The sequence below is a fragment of the bacterium genome, from assembly GCA_026129405.1.
In the GTDB taxonomy this organism is placed as follows: domain Bacteria; phylum Desulfobacterota; class Binatia; order DP-6; family DP-6; genus JAHCID01.
Window position 1 is genome coordinate 1,759,554 of sequence record JAHCID010000001.1, and the last position, 22,367, is coordinate 1,781,920.

The window sequence follows — 22,367 nt, forward strand, 5'->3', positions numbered from 1 at the left end:
GCGGAGGCCGTAGCACGGCCGCGCGAGGAGGCTCCACCCCGGCGCGGTTTGCGTCGCGCCGGGGGGCGGGATCCAAACACGCCCCGTGTCCGTGCCCTATCTCGACGTCCTCGGGCTCGCCGCCACCGCCGGCGGCGCGGGCCGCAGCCGCTGCACGCTCGCGTTCGACGCCCGCACCGCGAATCGCGGCGGCACGCTGCACGGCGGCGTCACCGCGTCGCTGGTCTTCGTGGCGGCGGGGCTGGCGCTGGACGCGGACGCGGCGCCGGTCGATCTCGCGCTCGCCTATCTCGCGCCCGGCAGCGCCGCCGACGTCACCGCCGACGCGACCGTGCTGCGCCGCGGGAGCGAGCTGGCCCACGTCGAGGTCGCGGTCGCCGCCGGCGGTCGGCCGGTGGCGCGCGCGCTCACGGTCCAGCGCGTCGGGCCGGCCGTCCACGTGCCGGCGGCGACGGTGCCACCGGCCGTCGTGCCGCCCGAGCCGCTCGCTCCCGGCATCGGCAGCCCGTCGCCGTTCTCGCAGCGGCTCGGCATCGTGGTCGTACGGCGCGACGTGGCCTCCGGCGTGGCGCTGCTGCCGTGGAGCCCGGACCTCGCCGACGCGCGCGGCGACGTCCACGCCGGCGCGCTGGCGTCGCTCGTCGACACCGCGGCCGGCGCGGCCGCGTGGGCGGTCGTCGGGTTCGACCGGCGCGGGCGGGCCGCCACCGTGAACATGCACCTCACGCTGCACGCCCCGGCGCGTGACGAGGACGTCGTCGGCGAGGCGCACGCCGTCGCCGCGCACGACGGGCTCTTCACCACCGCCGTGCGGCTCTTCGGCCGGCGCACGGGCCGCGTCGTCGGCAGCGGCAGCGCCATCTACCGCATCAGCCTGCCCGCGTGACGCCGCCCGCGCCGCCGCTTCTGACGCCGCGCTTCGTGCGGCTGAACGTCGCGAACTTCTGTTTCTTCCTCTGCTTCGCGTCGTTCTTCCTCCTGCCCCTGCACGTGCGCGCGCTCGGCGGCAGCGATCGCGACGTCGGCTTCGTCATGGGGACGAACGGCGTCGCCGGGCTGGCGGGCCTGCTGCTGATCGGGCCGCTGCTCGACCGCTTTCCGCGCCAGCTCTTCCTGCGCGGCGGCATCGCGGGCATGGGGCTGCTCGCGCTCGCCTACCTCGTCGTCGACACCGTCGGGCCGCTGCTCTACCTCCTGCGTGCGTTCCAGGGGCTGGCGTTCGCGGCCGGCTTCAACGCCGCGTCGACGCTCGCGGTCGACTACGCGCCGCCGGCGCGCCGGGGCGCCGCGCTCGGGCTGTACGGGGTGTCGACGCTCGCCACGCACGCGCTCGCGCCGACGCTCGGCGAGATGCTGATCGGCCTCGGCGGCTTCCCGCTGCTCTTCGTGTCGGCGGCGGGCTACGCTGCCGTCGGGCTCGTCGCCGCGTGGTCGCTGCCGGCGGCGACGCTGCCCGTGCCGCGCGGGCGGGGACGGTTCCGGCTGGGCGGCCTGCTCGCGGCGACGCTCGCCGCGGTCGGCTGCGGCGGCATCGCGTTCGGCGCGGTCATCACCTTCGCGCCCACCTTCGTCGCCGACGAGCACCTCGGCCCGGTGGCGACCTTCTTCCTCTCGTACACCGCCGCCGCGATCGCGACCCGGCTGGTCGGCGGCGGTCTCGGCGACCGCTTCGGCCATGCGCGCGTCGCGACGCCGGCCCTCGCCGGCCTCGGCGTCGCCATCGCCGCGCTCGCGCTGGTGTACTCGCCGGTCCAGCTCGCGCTCGCCGGCCTCGCATTCGGCACGGCGCAGGGCATCTACTACCCGGCGCTCAACGCCTTCACGGTCGACCACGCCGGCGCCGGGCAGATCGGCCGGGTGCAGACGCTCTACAACGCGACCTTCAACCTCGGCGTCACGGGCGGGGCATTCGTCCTCGGCAACGTGGTGCACGACTTCGGGCACCGGGTCACGTTTCTCTGCGCATCCGCTGCGGCACTGCTGGGGGTGGCCTGCTTCGTCCTGGCGGTGCGCCTCGGCCCGCGCGTCCGCCATTGACTCCGGGGGGAGCGGCGCGGTAGCCCCCCGCCTCACTGCGCGCTCGGGTGCGCACTGGAGGGACCCATCTCGTGTCTGCGCACCGCGCCGTCGTCGTCCTCACCGTCGCCCTTCTCGTCATGGCGGGAATCGACGCCGCGGGCGCCGGCGCCCGCAAGGCGCAGCGCCTGCGTCTCCAGCCGCGCATCGTGAACGGCACGTTCACGGGCGGGTTCGCGTCGACCGGCGCACTGCTCGCGGGCGGCAACCCGGCGACGGCCTACACCTCCTGCTCGGGGACGCTGATCGGCTGCCGGACGCTGCTCACCGCCGCCCACTGCGTGTGCCCCGGCCTCGGCGCCAGCTGCCAGGGCGCGTCGGCGCCCGATCCGACGACGAAGCTGGTCTTCTTCCAGCACCTCGGCTTCGTCGGCATCGAGAGCATCAGCGTCCATCCCGCCTACAGCTTCCCCGTCGCCGACATCGCCGTCGTGCGGCTGGCGGCGCCGGTCGACGGCATCGCCCCGACGCCGCTCGCGACCGGCGCGCCGGCCGTCGGCACGCCCGGCACGATCGTCGGCTTCGGGCGCAGCGGCGGCAGCTTCGACGACTACGGTCTGAAGCGCGTCGGCGACGTCATCACCGCCGCCTGCGCCCCCGGCATCTCGAACGAGACCTCCGTCTGCTGGACCTTCACCGGCCCCGGTGCGAACACCTGCCACGGCGACTCGGGCGGGCCGCTCTTCGTCGCCGAGGCCGGCGACCTCGCCGTCGCGGGCGTCACCTCCGGCGGCGAGAGCACCAGCTGCCTGCCGACCGATCGCAGCTATGACGCCAACGTCGCCTACTATGCCCCCTGGATCACCGCGGCGGCGGCGGGGGACGTCGGCCCCGGGGCCTGCGGCACGTTGCCGTCCGCCGGCGAGCCGGGCACCACGGTGCGCGCGGTCACCGACGTGTTCGGCCTCGGGACGCTCGAGCGCACGCACGCCTTCGCGGTGACGGGCGGCGTAGCGGAGCTGCGCATCACGATGAACGGGGTCGACGACGGCGTCGCCGACTTCGACCTCTTCGTGAAGCGCGATGCGCCGCCCACGACCACCGACTGGGACTGCCGCGCCGACGGCGCCGGCACCTACGGCGCCTGTACGGCGACGGCGCCAGTCGACGGGCGCTGGTACGCGAGGGTGAAGCGCTACGCCGGGCACGGCCCCTACCAGCTGACGGTCACCACCTTCGGCGGCGCGCCGGGGACGTGCGGCAACGGCGCCTGGGAGAGCGGCGAGGCCTGCGACGGCGCCGACGCGGCCGCCTGCCCCGGCCGCTGCAGGTCCGACTGCACGTGCGAGCCCGCCTGCGTGCCGGACCTCGCGATCACGCGCCTCCGCATCGGCCGCAATCTGATGCTGCGGGCGACCATCGCCAGCGCCGGCGGCGCCATCGCGTTCGACCCGCGCGGGGTCGGGCTCGCCCTCACGCTCGACGACGGCGGGCTGCCGGTCCAGCTCTCCATCCCGCCCAACGATCCGGGCTGGAGCCGCTCGCGCCCGGCGGCGGGGCTCTTCCGCTGGCGGGCGACCACCGCCGGCGTGGGTGCGCGCAAGCTCCAGCTGACGGACCGCACCGCCAAGAAGGGGATATGGGAGCTGCGCCTGACGGCACGCGACGTGCCGGGCGCGAGCGCGCTCGACGTCCGTGGCTCCCGGGCCGCGCTGCGCGTCGGCAGCGTCTGCGTGGGGACGCCGTAACGGCCGGCGCCCTTCAGCGGTCGACCGCGGCGCGCACGGCGACGCGCAGGGCGTCGAGGTCGAGCGGCTTGTCGAGCAGCATCGCCCCGAGGTCGTCGGCCTCGGCCTTGGTGGCCGGGTCGCCGAAGGCCGTGATGAGGATCACGGGCGTGGTCCACGACGTGCAGCGCAGCGCAGCGAGCACGTCGAGGCCGGTGAGGCCGGGCATGTTCACGTCGGCGACGATGACGCCGAAGTAGTCGCGCTTGGCGACGGTCGACTCGAGACGGTCGAGGAGCTCGACGCCGTCGCCGGCCTCCACCACGTCGTAGCCGGCGCGGCGCAGCGTCAGCGACAGCAGCCGTCGCAGGTCGGGATCGTCGTCCGCGAGGAGGACGCGCGTGCGGACGTCGCGCGACACCAGGCGGAGCCGGGGCGGAGCGAGGGGCGGCTGGGTGGGTTCCGTCGCGAGCTCGTGCATGTGCGGCCTCCTGCGCCCGAGCGAAGGACGTGCCAACGCGAAACGCCGCGGGTTTTCGGTGCGCACCGCGTCGGGCAGCGGGGCGAGGCGCCCCGCTCCGGCATCCCGTCGTCAGCGCTCGACCTCGCTCTCGCCCGTGCCGCGCGCGAGCTTGCGGCGCAGGGTCTTGCGATCGAGCCCGAGCGCCTGCGCGGCGAGCGTCTTGTTGCCGCGCACCAGCTCGAGCACGCGCAGGATGTGGCGGCGCTCGACCTCGGCCAGCGGCAGCAGCCCGGGGGGGCCGTCCGGGCCGAGCAGCGCCGACGACGGCCGGTACGAGCCGACGCGCTCCGGCAGGTCGTCGACCGTCAGGTGGTCGTAGCGCGCCAGGACCGCGGCGCGCTCGACGCAGTTCTGGAGCTCGCGCACGTTGCCCGGCCAGGCATAGGCCAGAAGGCGGCGGGCCGCGGCCGCGGAGATGCCGACGACGCGCGTCCCGCCCTGCGCCCGGCAGCGGTCGAGGAAGTGCTGGGCGAGGAGCAGGATGTCGTGGCCCCGATCGCGCAGCGCGGGCAGCGGCAGCGGGATCACGTTGATGCGGAAGAAGAGGTCCTCGCGGAAGCGGTGCTCGGCGACGGCCGCGTCGAGGTCGCGGTTCGTCGACGCCACCACGCGCACGTCGCAGGCCACCTCGGCGTCCGAGCCCACGGGACGGATGCGCTTCTCCTGGATCGCACGCAGCAGCTTCGGCTGGAGGGGCAGGGGCAGATCGCCGATCTCGTCGAGGAACAGCGTGCCGCCGTGGGCCTGGGCGAAGAGGCCCGGGCGGGTGTTGCGGGCGTCGGTGAACGCGCCGCGCACGTGGCCGAAGAGCTCGCTCTCGAGCAGGGCCTCCGGGACCGCGGCGCAGTTGACGGCCACGAACGGCGCGTTGCCGCGCCGGCCGTGCCGGTGGAGCGCGCGCGCGACCAGCTCCTTGCCGGTGCCGCTCTCGCCCGTCACCAGCACCGAGGCGTCGGAATCGACCACGCGCTGGAGCAGGTCGAACACGCGCTGCATGGCCGCGCTGTTCCCGAGCAGCTCGCCGAAGCGCCGCATCTCGCCGGCGACGGGCAGCCGGCGCAGCTCCTCGCGCAGCCGGCGCTGCGCGACCGCACGCCCGAGCGTGTGCTCGAGCGCGTCGACGTCGGGCGGCTTGGTGATGAAGTCGTAGGCGCCGGCCCGGATCGCGGACACGGCGGTCTCGAGGCTGCCGAACGCGGTCAGCACGGCGACCGGCACGTCGGGTCGCACGGCGACGATGCGCTCGCACAGCTCGAGGCCGTGCATGCCGTCCATCTGGAGGTCGGTGAGCACGGCGTCGAGATCGGCGCTGCGCGCCACCTCGAGGGCCTCGGCGGGCGTCGTGCGCCAGGTGACGTGGAACCCCCGCCGCCCGAGCTGGAGGGCGAGCAGGGCACAGAGGTCCCGGTCGTCGTCGACGACGAGGACCCGGCCGCGGGTGGGTTGGCCGGTCATGCTGCCGCCCGCGCCTGCTCGCAGAGCGTGGCGACGTCGGCGACGCGGCCGCGCACCTCGTCGAGCGCCGCACGCGTGCGGGCGCTGGTCTCGAGGCGCGCCGCCGCCTCGCCGAGGGAGGGGAAGCCGTACCCCCCGGCGGTGCCCTTCAGCTGGTGGGCGAGCTGCGCCACGCGATCGAGGTCGCCCGCGTCGACGCTGCGCTCGAGCAGGCGCGCCCGCTCGGGCAGGCCGTCGATGAAGATGTGGACCAGCGCGCGCAGCTCGGGGTCGTCGTCGAGTGGCGGGCCGGCGAAGTCGGACATGAGCATGGGCGAGCCTCCTTCTGCGTGGTCCCCGCGCTGCGGCGTCGGGGCGTCCTGACAGTAGCGCTGCGCGACGCGCAGGAGCGTCGCGGGATCGATCGGCTTGGTGGCGAAGTCGTCGCAGCCGGCGGCGAGGCACTTGTCGCGGTCGCCGTCCATGGCGTGCGCGGTGAGCGCGACGATCGGGCCGCGATAGCCGGCGCGGCGCAGGGCCGCAGTGGCGGCGTAGCCGTCCATCTCGGGCATCTGCATGTCCATGAGGACGAGGTCGTAGGGCGCGGCGAGCGCGTGCGAGGCGGCGAGGCGCCCGTCTGCGACCACGTCGACCTGCGCGCCGGCGCGGACCAGGTAGTGGCGGAGCAGGCGCTGGCTGTCGGGTGCGTCCTCGGCGAGGAGGATGCGGGCGCGCAGGTGTGCCGGCGCGCCCGCCGTGGCCGCCGGCGGCGCCGCCGGCGTGTCGAGGGCGAGCCGGCCGCCGTCGACCATCGGCACCGCGGCGAGCGGACCCGGGTCGATCTCGGCGGTGAAGGTGCTGCCGCGGCCGGGCGCGCTGCTCGCGTAGAGGTCGCCGCCCAGCATGCGCGCGAGGCGGCGCGAGATCGCGAGCCCGAGGCCGGAGCCGCCGAAGCGGCGGCTGGTCGACGGATCGGCCTGCGTGAACGGGAGGAAGAGGCGGCTCAGCACGTCGGGGTCGAGGCCGATGCCGGTGTCGACGACGTCGAGGCACAGGCGCGGCTGCGTCCCGGTCCCGAGCCGCGCGACCAGCCGCACGCTGCCCGCCTCGGTGAACTTGATCGCGTTGCCGAGGAGGTTGATCAGGATCTGCCGCAGGCGCGTCGAGTCGGTGCGGATCGTCTCCGGCAGCGGTCCGCGCGCCTCGACGACGAACCCGAGCCCCTTCTCGAGCGCGCGCCCGCGCATCGCGCCGCTCACGCTGCGGAGCAGCTCGGGCAGGGCGCAGGGGACGCGCTCGACCGCCAGCTTGCCCGCCTCGATCTTGGAGAGGTCGAGGATGTCGTTGATGACCGAGAGGAGGTGCTCGCCGTTGCGCCGGATGGTGTCGCGATGCGCGGTGCGCTCGGCGTCGCGCAGCGTCGGGTCGGCGAGCAGGTTCGTGAAGCCGAGGATGGCGGTGAGCGGCGTGCGGATCTCGTGGCTCATGTTGGCGAGGAACTCGGACTTCGCCTGTGCGGCCTGGAGGGCGGCGTTGCGCGCCTCGGTCAGCTCGGCGGTGCGCTGTGCGACGCGCCGCTCGAGGTCGTCGTAGGTGTGGTGCAGCGCCTGCTCGAGGCGCCGGCGCTGCGACGTCGTCCAGCGCAGCAGCATGAGCAGCGGCAGGATGACGAGGCCGGTCGCCATCGCGAGCGTCTGCAGGATGACGCGCGTCGGGGCGAGCACGTCGGCGCGGTCGATCGCGAGCAGCACGCGCCAGCCGGGGCCGACGACGAGGTTGCCGTCGGCCGGGCGCGCGTAGCCGACGACGAGCGGCACGCCGCGCACGTCGTCCTCGCTCTCGAAGTAGCCGGGCCGCGGCGGCTCCGCGAAGAGCGCGGCCGGCAGGGCGCGGACGAGCCGCAGCTCGGGCGCGCCCGTGGTCGAGTCGGACACGACCACGCCGCTCTGCGTGACCAGCTCCCAATCGAGGTGCGCCGGCGACGTGCGCTGGAGCTGGATCGCTTCGATCTTGCGGCTGAACGCCGCCTCGATGCCGGCCCGCGCGACGTGGGCCACGAGCGCCCCGGCGAACTGCCCCTCGGGGCCGACGAGCGGCGCCGCGAAGCGGACCGTGGGGACGCCGTCCGCGCCGGGCTCGACCGGCGTCACGCGCACCTGTCCGCCGCGCGCGTCGCGCAGCTCGCGGAACCAGCGCTCGGTCTCCACCGTGCCGTCCTGCGGCCCGCGGCGGGTCGTGGCGACGAGCTGCCCGCTGGCGTCGACGACGCCGAGCCAGACCATCTGCGTCGAGCCGCGGCGCGCGGCGTCGAGCATCTCCGTCACCGTCGCGGGCGGGCTCGTCTGCAGCGCCGGCGTGCGCGCGAGCGGCGCCAGCTCCCGGGCGACGTCGGTCTGCCAGCGCTCGAGGTCGTCGGCCAGATCGGCGGCCGAGAGCGCGAGCCCCTCGCCGGTGCTGGCGGTGAGCGTGGTGTCGACCGAGCGGACGTACACGCCCTCCGCGACCAGGATGGCGGCCGCGATGACGACCAGCACGGTCCACAGCCGGCCGTACCAGCGGGGATTGAGTGGCACGGCGCCCGGCATGTCGGCCGGCACGTCGGGCGCATGGGCAGGCGGGATGGGGGGCACGACGTGATCCCCGTTCCGCAAGACGTGTGCCTCGCCCGTAGTGCCCGAAGAGCGGGGCGTCGTGCCCCGCGCCGGCCGGCCCGCGGCGTCGCGGCCGTGCCGCCGCGGCGCAAATATGGACGGGTCGTCGGGGCACGACCCGCCCGGGAGGCGTCAGTCCTCGTCCTCGTCGTCGGGGATGTCGGCGGGGTTCTCGAACGGCTCGGCCGAGGCCGGCTTGTCGGTGGTGACGGCGGCGTCGCTCTCGCGGGCCTGGGTCCCGGCCTCGGTGTCGTTGGCCGCCTCGCCGTCGTACGGCGAGTCCTTGAAGCCGCCGCCCCCGCGCTCCCAGCCGTCGGCCTGCGCCAGGCGCGCGTCGGCCGGCTGGTCGGGGGTCGGCTGCGCGGCGGGACCGAACGGCGCCGAATGGGCCAGACCGGTCGCCGCTGCCAGAGCCACGGTCGTCCACAGCACTCGAACCAGATGCGTCATCCTCTCCTCCTCGCGGCCGCTGGGCCGGGTGGTCAGCGCTTCGAGGGTAGTGCGAAGCCCCCCGAGTCACCAGCCCGGCGTATCGGCAGAGACCGCCGGCGGGGGGAGGGGTCCGCCGCGCTCAGGCGGCGCGGACGAGGCGCTGGTAGATCTTCGGCAGCTCGCGCGGCAGGCCCGCGACGTTCTCGATGATCAGATACTGCTGCGGGTCGCACATCTGGCGGAGGTAGTCGTGCCCGGCGAGGTCGACGGTCAGGCAGAACGGTCGCACGCCGGCCGCCTGGACCTCGCGCAGCGCCATCGCGGTGTCGCGGATGCCGTAGACGTGGCTCTGGCGGTCGGTGCCGTAGTCGAGGTCCTGCGGAAAGCCGTCGGACAGCATCACGAGATGGCGTGCCGGCGCGGCGACGCCGCGCAGCTTCGTCAGCGCATGGCGGAGCGCGGTGCCCATGCGCGTCGAGCCGCGTGGGGCGATGCCCCCGAGCCGGCTCTGCACGCCGGGGCCGAGGCGCTCGCCGAAGTGCTTCACCGGGTAGACCTCGACCTGCTGCCGGCCCTGGCCCGAGAAGCCGTAGATCGCGTAGGCGTCGCCGATCTCCTCGAGCGCGGCGGCCATGATGACGAGCGCGTCCTTGATGACGTCGATGATGCGCTCCTCGGCGCCGGCGGCGCTCTCGTCGGTCGAGGCGCTCATGTCGAGGAGGAAGAGCGTCGCGACGTCGCGCTCCTGGCGCCGGCGCGTGGTGTAGAGCTTGGCGGAGCCGGGCTGGCGGGCGCGGCGCTGGACGCGCGCGTCGACGGCGGCGTTGAGGTCGATCTCCTCGCCGTCCTCGAGGCCGCGGATGGGCCGGTACGACTCCGGCCGCACGCGCTGGAAGTGGCGGCGGATCTCGGGGACCAGGGCCGCGTGGCGGGCGAGGGCGCCGTCGAACCAGACGCCGCCGTCGCCGGCGAGCTCGATCTCGCGCAGCGTGCACCAGGCCGGGCGGTAGTCGTCGATCTGCCAGTCCCACTCGTCGTAGCGGAACACCGCCGCGTCGCCGGACGGCGCGTGCAGGCGGCGCGGCGCGCGCGCGGCGTCGGCGCCGGCGGGCGCCGTCCGCGCGAGCGGCCGCGCGGCGAGCTGCTTGCCGAGCAGCTGCGTCACGTAGAGACCGGCCTGCGCGACGACCTCGCCCGGGGCCTCCGAGAGCTGGATATGCAGGCCGGACTCGAGCAGGCGCCGCAGCTCCTCGGCGCTCATCGGGCGCGTCGCGCCGGCGTCGCCCTCGAGGTGCTCGTCGACCAGCATCCGGAGCCGCTCGCGCAGCTCCTCCGGCAGCGCCTCGGGGTCGGGCGCCTCGCCCGCCGCGCCGGGGAGACCGGGCGGGCCGGGCTCGCTCTCGAGCGGCATCTCGCCCGGCTCGGCGTCGAGGAAGACGGTGATCAGGTCGGGCAGGGCGTCGAGGCCTGCGGCGGGCTCCTCGGGGAAGAGCGGCAGCAGCTGCTCGGCGACGCGGACCGCGTCGGCCACGGTTGCGTCGGATGCCGCGAGCGGCGCCAGGCTCGGCAGCACCAGCGCGGCCGTCGCGGCGAGCCACGCCGGTGGGGTCGCGGCGTCGGGCGCCGGGTGCAGCGCCAGCGCGAAGAGCGCGTCGAGGGCCCAGGCGGGCGTCGGCACCAGCTCGTCGAGAGCATGCGCGGCCCAGGCGAGATCGTCGGCGACGCCGGGATACTGCGCCGCCATCCGTCGTGCGACGCGGTAGCCGTCGGCGAGGAGGAAGAGCTGCTCCAGCATCGCCGGCAGCTCGGGGCCGCGCACGCGCGCCAGCAGCGCCGGGTCGGCGTAGGTGCCGCCGTCGCGGCGGCCGGCGAGCAGCGCCCCGACGACGCGGTAGAGGCGGGCGTTGTCCTCCCAGGTATCGAGCCGGTCGAGCTGGTCGGGCAGCGCGACCATGCGCGACGCCGGCGCGTCCTCGAGCGGCGGCCGCAGGAGGAAGCGGCCGGCGGCATGCGGGGCGGCGGGCTCGCCCGTCAGCATGAGCAGCACGCGGCGCAGCAGGCCCTGCAGCTCGTCGAACGTCGCCGCCGTGGCGCGCGCACGCAGGACGTGGAGGCTGGTGCGCGACTCGAGCGCGAAGAACGCGACGCCCGCCGCCGCGTGCTCGGCCGCGAGCGCGAGCCCGCGCTCGACCCACGCCGCGACCCGTGCGGGCGGCGCTTCCTCGTGGACGCGGGCGAGGACGCGCAGCAGGCCCGCGCCCCGGCCAGGAACGCGGCCGCGACGCGGGCAGATGCGCCAGCGCGTCGCGGCGCACGGCGTCCGGCAGCGCGATCGCGAGCGGGCCGAGGGCGGCAGCAGCGCCGCGGCGGCCCCGGCGCCCCGCGGGCGACGTCGCGCCACGCGCAGGAGCGGCGTGCGCGCCGCCGCGTCGAGCCGTGCCAGCGCCGGCGGCACCTCGCGTGCCGCGGCCAGCGCGAGCTTCGGCGGCAGGGCCTGCGCGGCGTCGAGCCAGGCGGCGCGGTCGTCGTCCGGACCACGCGGCGACGGCGGCAGGCAGGGTGCGCAGCAGCACCGCCGGATCGCCGGCGTCGCGCAGGCGCGCCAGCAGCACGCCGAGCCGGGCGAGCGCGCCCGCGTCGAGCTGGCGCAGCCGCGTCGTTGCCGACGAGCGCCTGCGCGAGGGCGCTCGCCGATGCCAGCCGCCGTCGCGATGCAGCACGCCCGCGGCGTCGACCAGAGCGTCGAGCCGCGCCGGGTCGGCGCCGTGCGGCGGGAGACGCAGGCCCTCCGCCAGCGCCGGCGCCATGGCGCGCAGGCGGGCGCGGGCGGCGTCAGCCGAAGAGGGCGCCCGCGACGGCATCGATCGCCTGCGCGCTCTCCGCGTCGTCGGTGAGCGCGCGGCTGACGGCGACGGCGCACGCGCGCCGCGGCGTCACGCCGGCGCGGATCAGCTGCGCCGCATAGACGAGGAGCCGCGTGCTGACGCCCTCCGACAGCCCGCTCGACTTGAGGTGCCGCACCTTCTCGCCGAGCGTCGCGAGGCGCAGCGCCGTCTCGACGTCGAGCCCGCTCTCGTGCGCGATGATGCGCGCCTCGGCGTCGCGCGGCGGGTAGCCGAACTCGAGCGCCACGAAGCGCTGCCGCGTCGAGTGCTTCAGATCCTTGAGGACGCTCTGGTAGCCCGGGTTGTACGAGAGCACGAGCAGGAAGTCGGGGTGCGCCTCGAGGATCTCGCCGGTCTTGTCGACGGGCAGGATGCGGCGGTGGTCCGTCAGCGGATGGATCAGGACGACGGTGTCCTTGCGCGCCTCGACCACCTCGTCGAGGTAGCAGATGGCGCCGTGGCGCACGGCGCGCGTCAGCGGACCGTCGATCCACACCGTCTCGTCGCCGCGGATCAGGTAGCGGCCGACGAGGTCGCTGCCGGTGAGATCCTCGTGGCAGGCGACGGTGACGAGGTTGCCGGGGATGCTGCCCGCGGCGCCCGCCTGCCGCGGCAGCGTCGCGGCCATGTACTCGACGAAGCGCGTCTTGCCGCAGCCGGTGGGGCCCTTCAGCAGCACCGGCAGCCGCGTCTCCCAGGCCGCCCGGAAGACCTCCACCTCGTCGGCGATCGGCAGGTAGAAGGGAACGTCGCTCACGCGGGCGGGGACCTTACGGGGGCGGTCCCCCAGACGCAACGCGCGCGAGGCCTCGAGGCCCGAGCCGGCAGTCCCTCACCACGGCGGGCCGTCTCCGGCGCGGGCGTCGGGTCCGGGGCCGGTCGCGACCCGGCGCACGAGCATCGCGAGCTGCCCCCGAGTGCACGAGGGTGTCTTCGATGCGGGCGCGCGCCGTCCGTCAGCCGAGCCTGCGGCGCATGCAGACGCGCGCTGCCGGCGCGAGGCCGCGGGCGGCCTCCGCGTCGCGGCGGGCGCGCAGCGCCGGCGACAGCTCCGCGTCGGCGAGCGCGACGAAGCCGCGCCGGGCGTAGAAGGGTGCGTTCCAGGCGACGTCGCGGAACGTGCACAGCGTCACCGCCGGCAGGCCCTGCGCGGCGGCCCAGGCGCAGACGGCCTCGAGCAGCTCCGTGCCGAGGCCGCGCCCGCCGGCGTCGGGCAGCACGTCGAGCTCCTCCAGGTGGCCGGCGTCGCCCAGGCGCTCGGCCACCGCGAAGCCGAGCGGGCGGCCGTCGTCGTCGACGGCGACCCACACGCGCCCGCCGGCGCACGCCGCCGCCAGGGTCGCCGGATCCATGGCGTCGTCCAGGTCGGCGACCAGGCCGAGCCCGGCGAAGCGCTGCGCCGCGGCCCGCTCGACCGCGGCCAGGGCGGGGAGATCGTCGGGTCGGGCGGGACGAACGGTGGACACCGGCGCAGGCTAGCAGGCCCGGTGCCCATGGCCCACGCAGCTTGAGCCGCGGGGCCGGTTCGGTCCAGAAGGGCGCGTGCGACTCTTCCTGCGCGCGTTTCTCGGGCTCGTCCTCCTCCTCGTCATCGTGGCCGCCGGCGGTGTGATCTGGGCGCGCCGGTCGCTCGAGGGCGAGCGGCGCTTCCCGCCCGCGGCGGCCGAGGTGCTGGCCCTCGACGGCCAGGACGCCGGCCCGACGCGGATCTGGTGGATCAACACCGCGCACCAGCCGATGCCGCGCGCCGCGGTCCTCGAGCCGGACCGCGATCCGACGCCGAACGCGCCCTACGTCATGTCGCATCCGAGCTTCGTGCTCGAGTGGGCCGACGGCAAGCTGCTCCTCGTCGACACGGGGATGACGGCGGCCGGGGCCGTCTCGTTCGGCAGGCCGCTCGAGTGGCTCGGCGACGCGCAGCCGATGGAGCCGCTCGCCGACGTCGCGCAGCGACTCGGCGGCGCGAAGTCGCGCGTCGCCGGCGTCGTCTTCACGCATCTCCACACCGACCACACGGGCGGCCTCGGCGTCCTCTGCGAGGGCGGTCCGGCGGAGATCCCCGTGTTCATGAGCACGCCGCAGGCCGAGCGTCCGAACTACACCACGCGGCCCGGCCTGCGTGAGGTCCATGCCGCGACCTGCGCGCGCGTCACGCCCATCGGCGACTCCGGCCTGCTCGCGCTGCCGGGCTTCCCGGGCGTCGCGGTGGTGCCGGCCGCCGGGCATACGCCGGGCAGCCAGGTGGTGCTCGCGAAGGTGGGCGACACGCGCTACGCCTTCGCCGGCGACCTCGCGAACGCCCTCGACGGCATCACGCACGACGTGCCGAAGCCGTGGCTCTACAGCCTTCTCGTCGTGCCCGAGGACACCGCATGGCTGGCGGGACAGCGGCGCTGGCTGCGCGAGCTGGCGCAGCAGGGCGTCGTGGTGCTGCCGGCGCACGACGAGGGTGCGATCGCGGCGAGCGGCGTGCCCGTCTGGCCGTGACCGTCGCGGCGGCCGACCTCGAGGCGGCGCTCGCGCGCCTGCGGGCGTCGGTCGCCGATCCGCGCGCCGGGCTCTTCGGGCCTGCCTCGCGCGTGTGGGCGATCAACCGCGAGGCGGTGATCTTCCTCGGCGGCGGACGTGCGGCGCTGCTCCAGCTGGCGCACCCGTTCGTCGCGCAGGCGGTCGACGCGCACTCGGCGACGCGCACGGACATGGCGGGGCGCTTCGCGCGCACGTTCGAGCACGTCTTCGCGATGGTCTACGGCGATCTCGACGCCGCCTGCACCGCTGCGCGGCGCGTGCACGCGATCCACCGGCGCATCACCGGCACGCTGGCGGACGCCGTCGGCCCGTACGCCGCGGGCACGCCCTATGCGGCGAACCTGCCCGAGGCGCTCCTCTGGGTCCACGCGACGCTGTGGGACACCTCCGTGCAGGTCTACGAGCTCGTGGTCGGCACGCTCGGCGACGACGAGAAGGCGGCGTACTACGAGGAGACGAAGCGCTTCGCGGCGCTCTTCGGCGTGCCCGACGCGCTCGTCCCGGCGGACTGGCCCGCGTTCCGGCGCTACGTCGACGGCATGCTGGCGTCGCCGACGCTGACGCCGGGCCGCTCGGCGCGCGCGCTCGCGCGCTTCCTGCTGCGGCCGCCGGGCACCTGGATCGGCCCGGTGTGGGACTGGTACGCGGCGGTCACGGCGCGGCTGCTGCCGCCGCGGCTGCGCGACGGCTTCGGGCTCGCGTTCGGCTGGCGCGAGCGGGCGCTCGCCGAGGCGTCGCTCGCGGGGTTGTGGGCCTCGTGGTGGACGCTGCCGGGCCGGGTGCGCTTCCTGCCCGCCTGGCGCGACGGCGCCCGCCGCAGCCGAGGCAGCGGTCCCGACCCGCTCGACGCGCTGGTCGCGACGGCGGCGCGCCGCTTCGGCGTGGGGTAGGGCGGGCCGGACGGGAGCGCCCCGTCCGGCCCGCCCCGATCACTCAAGGAACGCGCCGCTCGGCGAGCCGCCGCCGGGGACGGCCGGGCACGCGCCGGGGGCCGGGCTCTTCGAGCGCGCGATGAACTTGTCGACGGTGTCGCTCTTCGCCGTCGACGGCGGGTTGCCGCTCGCCTTCGCGGGCGCGTCGGCGCACCAGCCCTCGCCGTCGCCGGTCGTGAGGCGCAGCGCGACGCGGCCCTGCTGGGCTTCGTCGAGCGTGTAGCCGAACGCGGCCTTGCCGCCCTTCACGCTGAGGCTGTCGGCCTTCAGCACGACCGCGGTGATGGCTCCGGTCTTGTCGCGGTAGCGCCAGCCGCCGGCGCCGATGCGGGTCCAGCCCGCGGACGGGAGGGTGACCGTCACGGCGTCGGTGGTGAGGCCGGCGCCGTTATAGACGACGAGCGTGGCGCCGTGCAGCGAGGGATCGGCGCTGCCGCCCGGCGCGGGCGCCACGATGCGGTGGCCCGGCGCGTCGGCCTTCGTCGACGACTTGAACGACAGCTTGCGCTTGGCGGGGTTGGCCGGCGGCGCGCTGCGGTCCTTCAGCGTCAGCTTGGTGGTCTGGATGAGCACCGGATCGGGCGCCCCGGGGAAGCTGAGCGGGTCCGCCGGGTCGGTGCCCGCGTCGAGCTCGTCGCGGTCGCGGACGCCGTCCAGGTCACGGTCGATGCCGGCGCGCTGGCCGTTGCCCGGCGGCACGCAGGTGTAGGTGAGCGACTGGCCGGCCGTGGTCGCGAGGCCGCGCACCTGGGCGTCGGTGAGCGGCGTTTCGGCGGCGCGGTCCGACTCGAAGAGGCCCGAGGGGCGCCGCACCGAGCCGCGCGCCTCGCCGGCGACGACGCCCTTCACCACGAGGTCGCAGTCGCCCGCCGCCGCGCGCGCGATGAGGAGGTTGATGCGCGCGCCGACGGTCGCGGCGTTCGTCTGCGTCAGCGTCACCTGCTGGCCGACGATGGGACGCAGGTTGGAGTCGAACTCCATCATGAACTGGTCCATCTGCTGCGACTGGGCGAGCGTCAGGTTGAAGACGACGGCGCGGTGGAAGCGCACCAGCGTGTCGGTGCTGCCGTCGTGCAGGAAGCCGAAGCCGCGGATCTGGTCGCCCATGAAGCCGTTGTTCTCGGCGCGGAAGAACGACACCGCCGGCATGCCGAACATGCCGACCTTCTGGTACATGTTCCGCAGGTGCGGGATCTTCATCATCTGCGGCTCGTTCTCGAAGGTGGTGAAGCCGTCGGTGCCGAAGAAGCCCTGGGCCTCGTTGAGGACGTGGCAGCCGTTGCAGTCGAAGATCGCGTCGGTGATCGGGCCGAAGTAGTTGTTGCGGCCGGCCTGCGCCGCCGCCGACAGGGTGTTGTCGAGCGGGCGGATCGGGTTCGGCGGGTAGGTCACCTGGAGGATGAAGTTCGTGAAGCGGTTCATGTCGGCGTCGCTGATCGGACCGTTGCGCCCGAGGAGTCCCTCGAACGCGGGCAGGAACTTCTTGAACGCCTGCTCCTCGTTCAGCGGGTCGCCGCCCGGGTCGTTGCCGCCGGTACGGTCGCCGCGCCAGTGCATCGGGCCGTGGTTCGCCATGCCGCGCAGGCTCTGCGTCGTCATCGGCCCCTTCAGCGGGTGGAAGTCGGGATCGACGCCGGGCACGCGGATCGGGTTCGGGTTGTTGAGGTAGGTGTCGTCGGGGTTGCCGAGGTCCCACGCCAGCGAGTCGAGGTCGCCGAAGACGTGGCACGAGGCGCACGACGCCTCGCCGTTCGACGACGTCGCGCGCGCGTCGTAGAGCACCGGCCGGCCGAGCTTCACCGACGCGGGCTCGGGGTTGTGCAGCGACGTCCGCTGCGACTCGGTGCGCGTCCCGAGGTCGACCACCGACACCGCGTTGTCGAAGCGCGTCAGCACGTAGAGGCGGTTGCGGGCCTCGTCGAGCACGAGCCCGCTCGGACCGCCGCCCGTCAGGGCGATGTGGTCGGCCGCGTCGGGCACGAACGTGTCGTTCTCGAGCGCCGCCGTCTGGAAGACGCCGATCTTCGCCGAGCTGAAGGCGGCCACGTAGAGCCGCGTGCCGGCGGCGTTCACCGCCATGCCGAGCGGCGTCGCGAGGCTCTTCTCCTTCACGCCGGCGGGGCTCGGCACGACGTGGTAGTCGATGTGCTTGTTCAGGTGGCGCGGGATCACGTTGGCGCCGTCGAGCACGGTGATGCGCGACTCGTGCAGGTGCCCCTCGACCGTCGTGCTGCCGAAGAACGTGCCCGGCCCCTCGAAGCGCACCTCGTTCTTCGCCTCGGTGTTGGTGACGTAGACCTTCCCGTTCGCCGGGTTCACCGCCATGTTGAAGAGGACCGTGCCGACGTGGGCGAACGTGCCGGTCTGCGCGGGCGGGTTCGCGTTCGCGTCGATGCGGAAGACGTCGAGGTCGGGCAGCGAGAAGCGCACGGCGTTGTTCCAGTTGCGGCCGAGCTCGTCCTGCCACTGGCCGGCACCCTGGTTCCACTTGACGATGAGGCCGACCTCGCGCTGCGGGATGCCCTGGAAGTTCGTGTTCGGCGCCGGCAGGCCGCCCGGCATGGTGAAGCCGCCGACGTTGCACGGTGCGGCCGTGGCGCCGCCGTTGCAGACGAGGCCCTCGGAGAGCGTCGTGGTCTGGTTGCCGGAGTGGAAGACCGCGGCGTAGACGGTGCTGCCGTCGGGCGTCGCCGCGAGCGCGCGCGGCGTGTCGCCGAAGAGCGACAGCACCGTGAGCGGCGTGCCGGTCAGCGTCGCGCCGAGATTGGCGGCGTCGAAGACGAAGACGTCGGCGCGGCCGACGCCCGGGGTCTGGAGCTGCGGGTTCACCGGGCTGTTCTGACCGCGGTGCGCCGTCGTGATGAACGCGCGGCCGTTGCCCGGGCCGCCGAAGACGATGTCGCGCGGCTCGTCGCCGACCAGCAGCGTGCGCACGACGCGCGGCGGATTCGCCGCCACGTCGACGATGCTGACGCTGTCCGAGAGGTGGTTCACGACCCACACCTCGGCGTTGCTGCGCGCCGCGACCGCGATCGGCTCGAGGCCGACCGGCACCGACGCCTCGTGCGTCAGCCCGCCGGCGCCGACGCCGAAGATCTCGAGGCGCGCGTCCGGCGTGTTCAGCGCGAACAGGCGTGTGCCGTCGGGCGATTGGGCGAGCGGGCGGACCTGACCGGTCTCGAAGGTGACGAACGTGGCCGCGGCAGGGGCGGCGGCGAGCACGCTCGCGAGGAGGGGCAACAGCGCGGCGCGGGCGATCGACCTCATGACGTCTCCTTGCGCGACGAGGCGTCGGGTCGGCTGCACGGGCGGGTCGCCCGATCGACTCGGGCATGGTCGTCGGTCCCCCCGCCGACGATCGTGGCGCCGGTACGGGTTAGCACACGGGCTCGCCGCGACGGAACCACGGAATGGCTGAACGGCGCCTCCGAGGGTGCGATCCGGAGCCGCTACGGGAATACCCGCGCCGCCGCCATGCGCGATTGCATCGCCGCGCGTCAGCGCATCCGCGGCAGCACCCGTTCGCCGAAGTCGCGCAGCTGCGTCTCGCTGGAAAAGTTGATGGCGAGCAGCGACAGCCCGTGGGTCGCCTCGCGCCGTCGCAGCTCCTCCGCCATCTCCTCGGGGGTGCCGGCGAGGACGATCGGGTGGCGCCGCGTCTCCTCGGGCGAGAGGCCGAACATGCCCGACAGGCCCCCGAGCAGCGTCCGCGTCTGCTCCGGGCTCTCGGTGGGCGCGTAGGTGAAGATCGTCGAGGCGAAGCGCACGGTGCCGGACGCGCGGCCCGCGTCGGCTTCGGCGGCGCGGACGCGGGCCAGCTTCGCGGGCAGCGTCTGGTCGCCGAACGCGCGCAAGGCCTCGAGGGTCGTGGTCCCGGCGGTGCCGATGGCCGGGATCATGTGGACGATGTCCGCGAACGCGCCGGCGCGGCGCAGGACGCCTGCGCCGCTGCCGCCCAGCATGAGCGGCGGGCCGCCGGGCTGCACCGGCTTCGGCGCGCAGACGGCGTCCGTGACGCTGAAGTGCGTGCCGGCGAAGGTGACGCGCTCCTCGCGCCACAGGGCTCGCATGATCGCGACCGCCTCGTCGAGGATCGCGAGCCGCTCCTTCGGCTCGGGGAACGGGATCCCCATCATCGTGAACTCGGCCCGCGTCCACCCCGCGCCGACGCCGGCCAGCACGCGCCCCCCGCTCGCCTCGTCGATCTGCGCGAACAGCCGCGCGTGCATGGCCGGGTGGCGGAAGAGGAGGCAGGCGACGTGGCTGCCGATGGTGATGCGCCGGGTGCGCTGCGCGAGCGTCGCCATCACGAAGAAGAGCTCGTAGGCGGGGGTCGCCTGCAGGACGCCCATCGCCTCGAAGACGTAGTGGTCGGGCACGAACACCACGTCGAAGCCGAGCCCCTCCGCGAGGACCGCGTCGGCGACGATCGCCTCGATGCCGGTGCGGTCGTGCCGGACCTGTCCGCCGCCGACCTGGATGGCGAACTGCATCCGCGTCACGCCTCGTGCGCGTCGGGCGGAAACAGCTCGGCGGGGCTCTTGCCGGCGAGCGTCGTCTGCAGCTGCGCCAGCGCCTCCTCGGGCGTCGCGGCGAGGGCCATGTTGCCGTGCTCGGCCCGGGTGAGCGCGATCTGGACCGGCACGGCGGTGAAGAACCCGTTCGGCAGGGACGACACCATGACGAAGAACGCCTCGCCGTCCGCGGCGCGGAACTGGAACCAGTCGACCTTCTGTACGATGTAGGACGTGTCGCTCATGGCCGCCCGCTACTCCGCGCCCGGGAAGGACGCAAGCCGCGAAGCTCCGCCCCCCGCGCCGACCGCCGCTGCGCGCCGCGACGCCGCGGCGAGCCTGCTCGGCCTCACGCCGCGCGGTGCGGTGCTCCGGCTCGCGCTGCCGACGACGCTCGTCATGGCCGTCGCCGCCGTCTCCAACGTCTCCTACACGTGGTTCGTCTCGCGTCTCGGCGTCGACGCCATCGCCGCCGTGTCGCTGGTCTTCCCGATCTCGCTGCTGGCGGTGACGGTGATGGGCGGCGGCATCGGCTCGGGCTCCGCCGCCGCGGTCGCGCGCGCGCTCGGAGCGGGCCGGCGCGAGTTCGCGGCGGCCTCGGCCGGGCACGCGCTCGTGCTGTCGGTCGTGATCGGGGCGGCCTTCGGGCTCCTCGTCGTGCCGCTCGCGCCCAAGATCTTCGCGCTCATGGGCGCGCAGGGGCGGGTGCTCGCCGACGCGGTGACGTTCGCGCGCATCGTCTTCGGCGGCGCCTTCATCACCTTCGTCGGCGGCATGTTCGACAGCGTCCTGCGCGGCGAGGGCAATGCCCGCGTCCCCGCGATCTGGGCGACGACGTCGCTCGCGCTCCAGATCGTCGTGACGCCGCTCCTCATGTTCGGCGCCGGCCTCGGGCTGCCCGGCGCCGCGCTGGCGATGATCCTCTGCCAGGGCCTCGCGACGCTGCCGCGCGCCTGGTTCATGTTCAGCGGCCGCAGCACGGTGCGCCCCGCGCTGCCGCGCCACGTCGGGCTCGCACCGACGCGCGACATCCTGCGCGTCGGCCTGCCGGCCGCGCTGTCGACCTCGATCGCCTACCTCGGCACGCTGATCCTGACCGGTGTCGTGGCGCGTCTCGGCGAGCCCCAGCTCGCGGCCTTCGGCCTCGGCACGCGCCTCGACTTCGTGCTGCTCTCGTTCGCCTTCGGCTTCGGCTCGGCGGTGCTGACCCTGGTCGGGCTCACCGTGGGTGCCGGCCGCCCGGAGCGCGCCGGGCTCTACGTGCGCGCCGCCGGCGTCTTCACCGTCGCGATCCTCGGCGCCGGCGGCGTCACGCTGGCGCTCTGGCCCCGCCTCTGGCTCGGGCTCTTCACCCACGACGCGGCGGTGCTCGACGCCGGCGCGGCCTACTTCGCGGTCGTCGGGCCGTCGTATCCCTTCCTCGGCGTCAGCATGGTGCTCGCCTTCGCCTTCCAGGGGCTCGGCCGCGCCACGGCGCCGATGCTGCTGATGGCGGTGCGGGTGACGCTCGTCCTCGCCGGCGCCGTCGTCGTCACGCGCGGCCTCGGGATGGGGGCGCCGGCGGTGTTCGTCGTGATCGCGGCGGGCAACGTGCTGTCGTCGGTCCTGCTGCTCGCGCTGTGGCGCCGGCGCGGGCCGCATACGGGCGCGGCGACGTTGCGCGGCGTCTGATCGCCTGCCCCTACGTGCCGGACCGGCGCAGGGCGCGCAGGCGGAAGGCGGCGGGCGTGGTCGACGTCCAGCGCTGGAAGGCGCGGCGGAACGAGCGCACGTCGGCGAAGCCGAGACGTTGCGCGATCTCCGTGTGCGGCAGGTCGCCGGCCATCAGCACGATCGCCGACTCGCGGCGGGTGTCGTCGGCGAGCGCCGCGAAGCCGACGCCCTCCGCCGTCAGGTGCCGCTGGAGCGTGCGCGGGGCGATGCCCAGCGCCCGCGCCGTGTCGGACAGGGAGACGTTGCCCGTGGGCAGCTTCGCCGCCACCGCCGCGCGGACGCGGGCCGTCCAGCGTGCATCGTCGAGGTCGAGCAGGCGCTGCTCGGCGTCCGTGACGAGGGCCTGGAAGGCCGGCGGGTTCGCGTAGGCGGATCGGCACGCCAGCACCTCGTTGGCCACGAGAAGGGCGTTGCGCCGCTGCCGGAAGCGGACCGGGCAGCCGAAGATGCGCCGGTGCTCCGCATCGCCTGCGTCAGGCGCCGGATGCTCCAGCAGGACGGCGCGCGCGCCGAAGGCGTCGCCGGCGACGAACCGGCACACGCGGGCGACGAGCGCGAGGTGGAACTCGATCTGGTGGGTCGTCAGCGGCGACGCGGCGTCGGCGCCGAGGACGAGGGCGACGTGATCGTCGCGGCGCTCGAGCGACAGCGAGCGCGCAGTGGCGACGAGATCCTGATAGCGCTCGTAGTTCTCGAGCAGCACGCCGAGCGTCGGGCTGCTGAGCGCCAGGAACGCCAACGAGTCACGCAGCGCCGTGGGCACCGCCTCGGACGCATGCAGCCCGAGATGCGGATCGCCCGTGTCGGCCGCGGCGGCGTGCCAGAGGCTGGTCGCCAGCTGCCAGGGCACGCGTCCGTCGCCGCCCCGGACGACGCGCGACGGGGGGCCGTGCAGCGCGAGCCATCCGTGCGCGTCGAAGCCGAGGCTCGTCAGCGCATCGGCGACGGTCAGGATCCAGGACGCCGCGATGGTCGGGCGTCGGGATCCGCCGGGCATCGCGGGTCCCTTAG

At 75.0% G+C, this 22,367-nt stretch carries 16 protein-coding genes and 1 pseudogene; 6 read left to right on the plus strand and 11 right to left on the minus strand.

The window, feature by feature from the left end:
• Positions 1–85 precede the first annotated feature (85 nt).
• The 3 genes from KIT14_07975 (at position 86) to KIT14_07985 (ending at position 3,764) form a co-directional block, all read left to right on the plus strand.
• On the plus strand, positions 86–886 hold the full coding sequence (locus tag KIT14_07975; protein MCW5890475.1) for a thioesterase family protein: 801 nt from the start codon (positions 86–88) through the stop codon (positions 884–886).
• On the plus strand, positions 883–2,037 hold the full coding sequence (locus tag KIT14_07980; GenBank protein MCW5890476.1) for an MFS transporter: 1,155 nt from the start codon (positions 883–885) through the stop codon (positions 2,035–2,037). The genes KIT14_07975 and KIT14_07980 overlap by 4 nt, the downstream gene beginning before the upstream one ends.
• Positions 2,038–2,108: 71 nt before the next feature.
• Positions 2,109–3,764 carry a trypsin-like serine protease gene (locus tag KIT14_07985; protein ID MCW5890477.1) on the plus strand — a complete coding sequence of 552 codons (1,656 nt, stop codon included), beginning with the start codon at positions 2,109–2,111 and terminating at the stop codon, positions 3,762–3,764.
• A gap of 13 nt (positions 3,765–3,777) precedes the next feature.
• On the opposite strand, the gene KIT14_07990 is transcribed toward KIT14_07985, so the two are convergent.
• From KIT14_07990 to KIT14_08020, 7 genes are all read right to left on the minus strand, one after another.
• Positions 3,778–4,224, minus strand: a complete 447-nt coding sequence (locus tag KIT14_07990; GenBank protein ID MCW5890478.1) for a response regulator — start codon at positions 4,222–4,224, stop codon at positions 3,778–3,780.
• Between the two features lie 111 nt (positions 4,225–4,335).
• The gene (locus tag KIT14_07995) at positions 4,336–5,721 is read right to left on the minus strand and encodes a sigma-54-dependent Fis family transcriptional regulator (GenBank protein MCW5890479.1); all 1,386 of its coding nucleotides are present in this window, start codon (positions 5,719–5,721) and stop codon (positions 4,336–4,338) included.
• The gene (locus KIT14_08000; protein MCW5890480.1) at positions 5,718–8,273 is read right to left on the minus strand and encodes a response regulator; all 2,556 of its coding nucleotides are present in this window, start codon (positions 8,271–8,273) and stop codon (positions 5,718–5,720) included. Before KIT14_08000 ends, KIT14_07995 begins: the two co-directional genes overlap by 4 nt.
• 210 nt (positions 8,274–8,483) lie before the next feature.
• The gene (locus tag KIT14_08005) at positions 8,484–8,801 is read right to left on the minus strand and encodes a hypothetical protein (protein MCW5890481.1); all 318 of its coding nucleotides are present in this window, start codon (positions 8,799–8,801) and stop codon (positions 8,484–8,486) included.
• A 121-nt stretch (positions 8,802–8,922) separates the two neighbouring features.
• Entirely contained in the window at positions 8,923–11,238 is a 2,316-nt protein-coding gene (locus KIT14_08010) for a hypothetical protein (GenBank protein ID MCW5890482.1), read from the minus strand.
• A gap of 377 nt (positions 11,239–11,615) precedes the next feature.
• Positions 11,616–12,458, minus strand: a complete 843-nt coding sequence (locus KIT14_08015; protein MCW5890483.1) for a CbbQ/NirQ/NorQ/GpvN family protein — start codon at positions 12,456–12,458, stop codon at positions 11,616–11,618.
• Positions 12,459–12,624: 166 nt separating this feature from the next.
• Positions 12,625–13,134: a GNAT family N-acetyltransferase gene (locus tag KIT14_08020; GenBank protein ID MCW5890484.1), complete on the minus strand. Its 510-nt coding sequence runs from the start codon at positions 13,132–13,134 to the stop codon at positions 12,625–12,627.
• Positions 13,135–13,210: 76 nt separating this feature from the next.
• Between KIT14_08020 and KIT14_08025 the strand changes: the two genes are divergently transcribed.
• Together KIT14_08025 and KIT14_08030 are read left to right on the plus strand one after the other, a co-directional pair.
• A complete protein-coding gene (locus tag KIT14_08025; GenBank protein MCW5890485.1) occupies positions 13,211–14,155 on the plus strand; it encodes an MBL fold metallo-hydrolase in 945 nt (314 codons plus the stop codon).
• Positions 14,152–15,087 carry a DUF2236 domain-containing protein gene (locus KIT14_08030; protein ID MCW5890486.1) on the plus strand — a complete coding sequence of 312 codons (936 nt, stop codon included), beginning with the start codon at positions 14,152–14,154 and terminating at the stop codon, positions 15,085–15,087. Before KIT14_08025 ends, KIT14_08030 begins: the two co-directional genes overlap by 4 nt.
• A gap of 630 nt (positions 15,088–15,717) precedes the next feature.
• Here KIT14_08030 and KIT14_08035 read toward each other — a convergent pair.
• The 3 genes and pseudogenes from KIT14_08035 to KIT14_08045 all read right to left on the minus strand — a co-directional run bounded on the left by KIT14_08035 (position 15,718) and on the right by KIT14_08045 (position 19,888).
• Positions 15,718–18,396, minus strand: a pseudogene (locus KIT14_08035) (hypothetical protein).
• A gap of 230 nt (positions 18,397–18,626) precedes the next feature.
• Positions 18,627–19,622, minus strand: coding sequence for an LLM class flavin-dependent oxidoreductase (locus tag KIT14_08040; protein ID MCW5890487.1), 996 nt, complete (start codon positions 19,620–19,622; stop codon positions 18,627–18,629).
• A gap of 5 nt (positions 19,623–19,627) precedes the next feature.
• The gene (locus KIT14_08045) at positions 19,628–19,888 is read right to left on the minus strand and encodes a hypothetical protein (protein MCW5890488.1); all 261 of its coding nucleotides are present in this window, start codon (positions 19,886–19,888) and stop codon (positions 19,628–19,630) included.
• On the opposite strand from KIT14_08045, the gene KIT14_08050 reads away from it, so the two are divergent.
• Positions 19,878–21,314: an MATE family efflux transporter gene (locus KIT14_08050; GenBank protein MCW5890489.1), complete on the plus strand. Its 1,437-nt coding sequence runs from the start codon at positions 19,878–19,880 to the stop codon at positions 21,312–21,314. The genes KIT14_08045 and KIT14_08050 overlap by 11 nt on opposite strands.
• Before the next feature lie 10 nt (positions 21,315–21,324).
• Here the strand turns inward: KIT14_08050 and KIT14_08055 are convergent, their stop codons facing one another.
• A complete protein-coding gene (locus tag KIT14_08055) occupies positions 21,325–22,353 on the minus strand; it encodes an AraC family transcriptional regulator (GenBank protein ID MCW5890490.1) in 1,029 nt (342 codons plus the stop codon).
• Positions 22,354–22,367 lie beyond the last annotated feature (14 nt).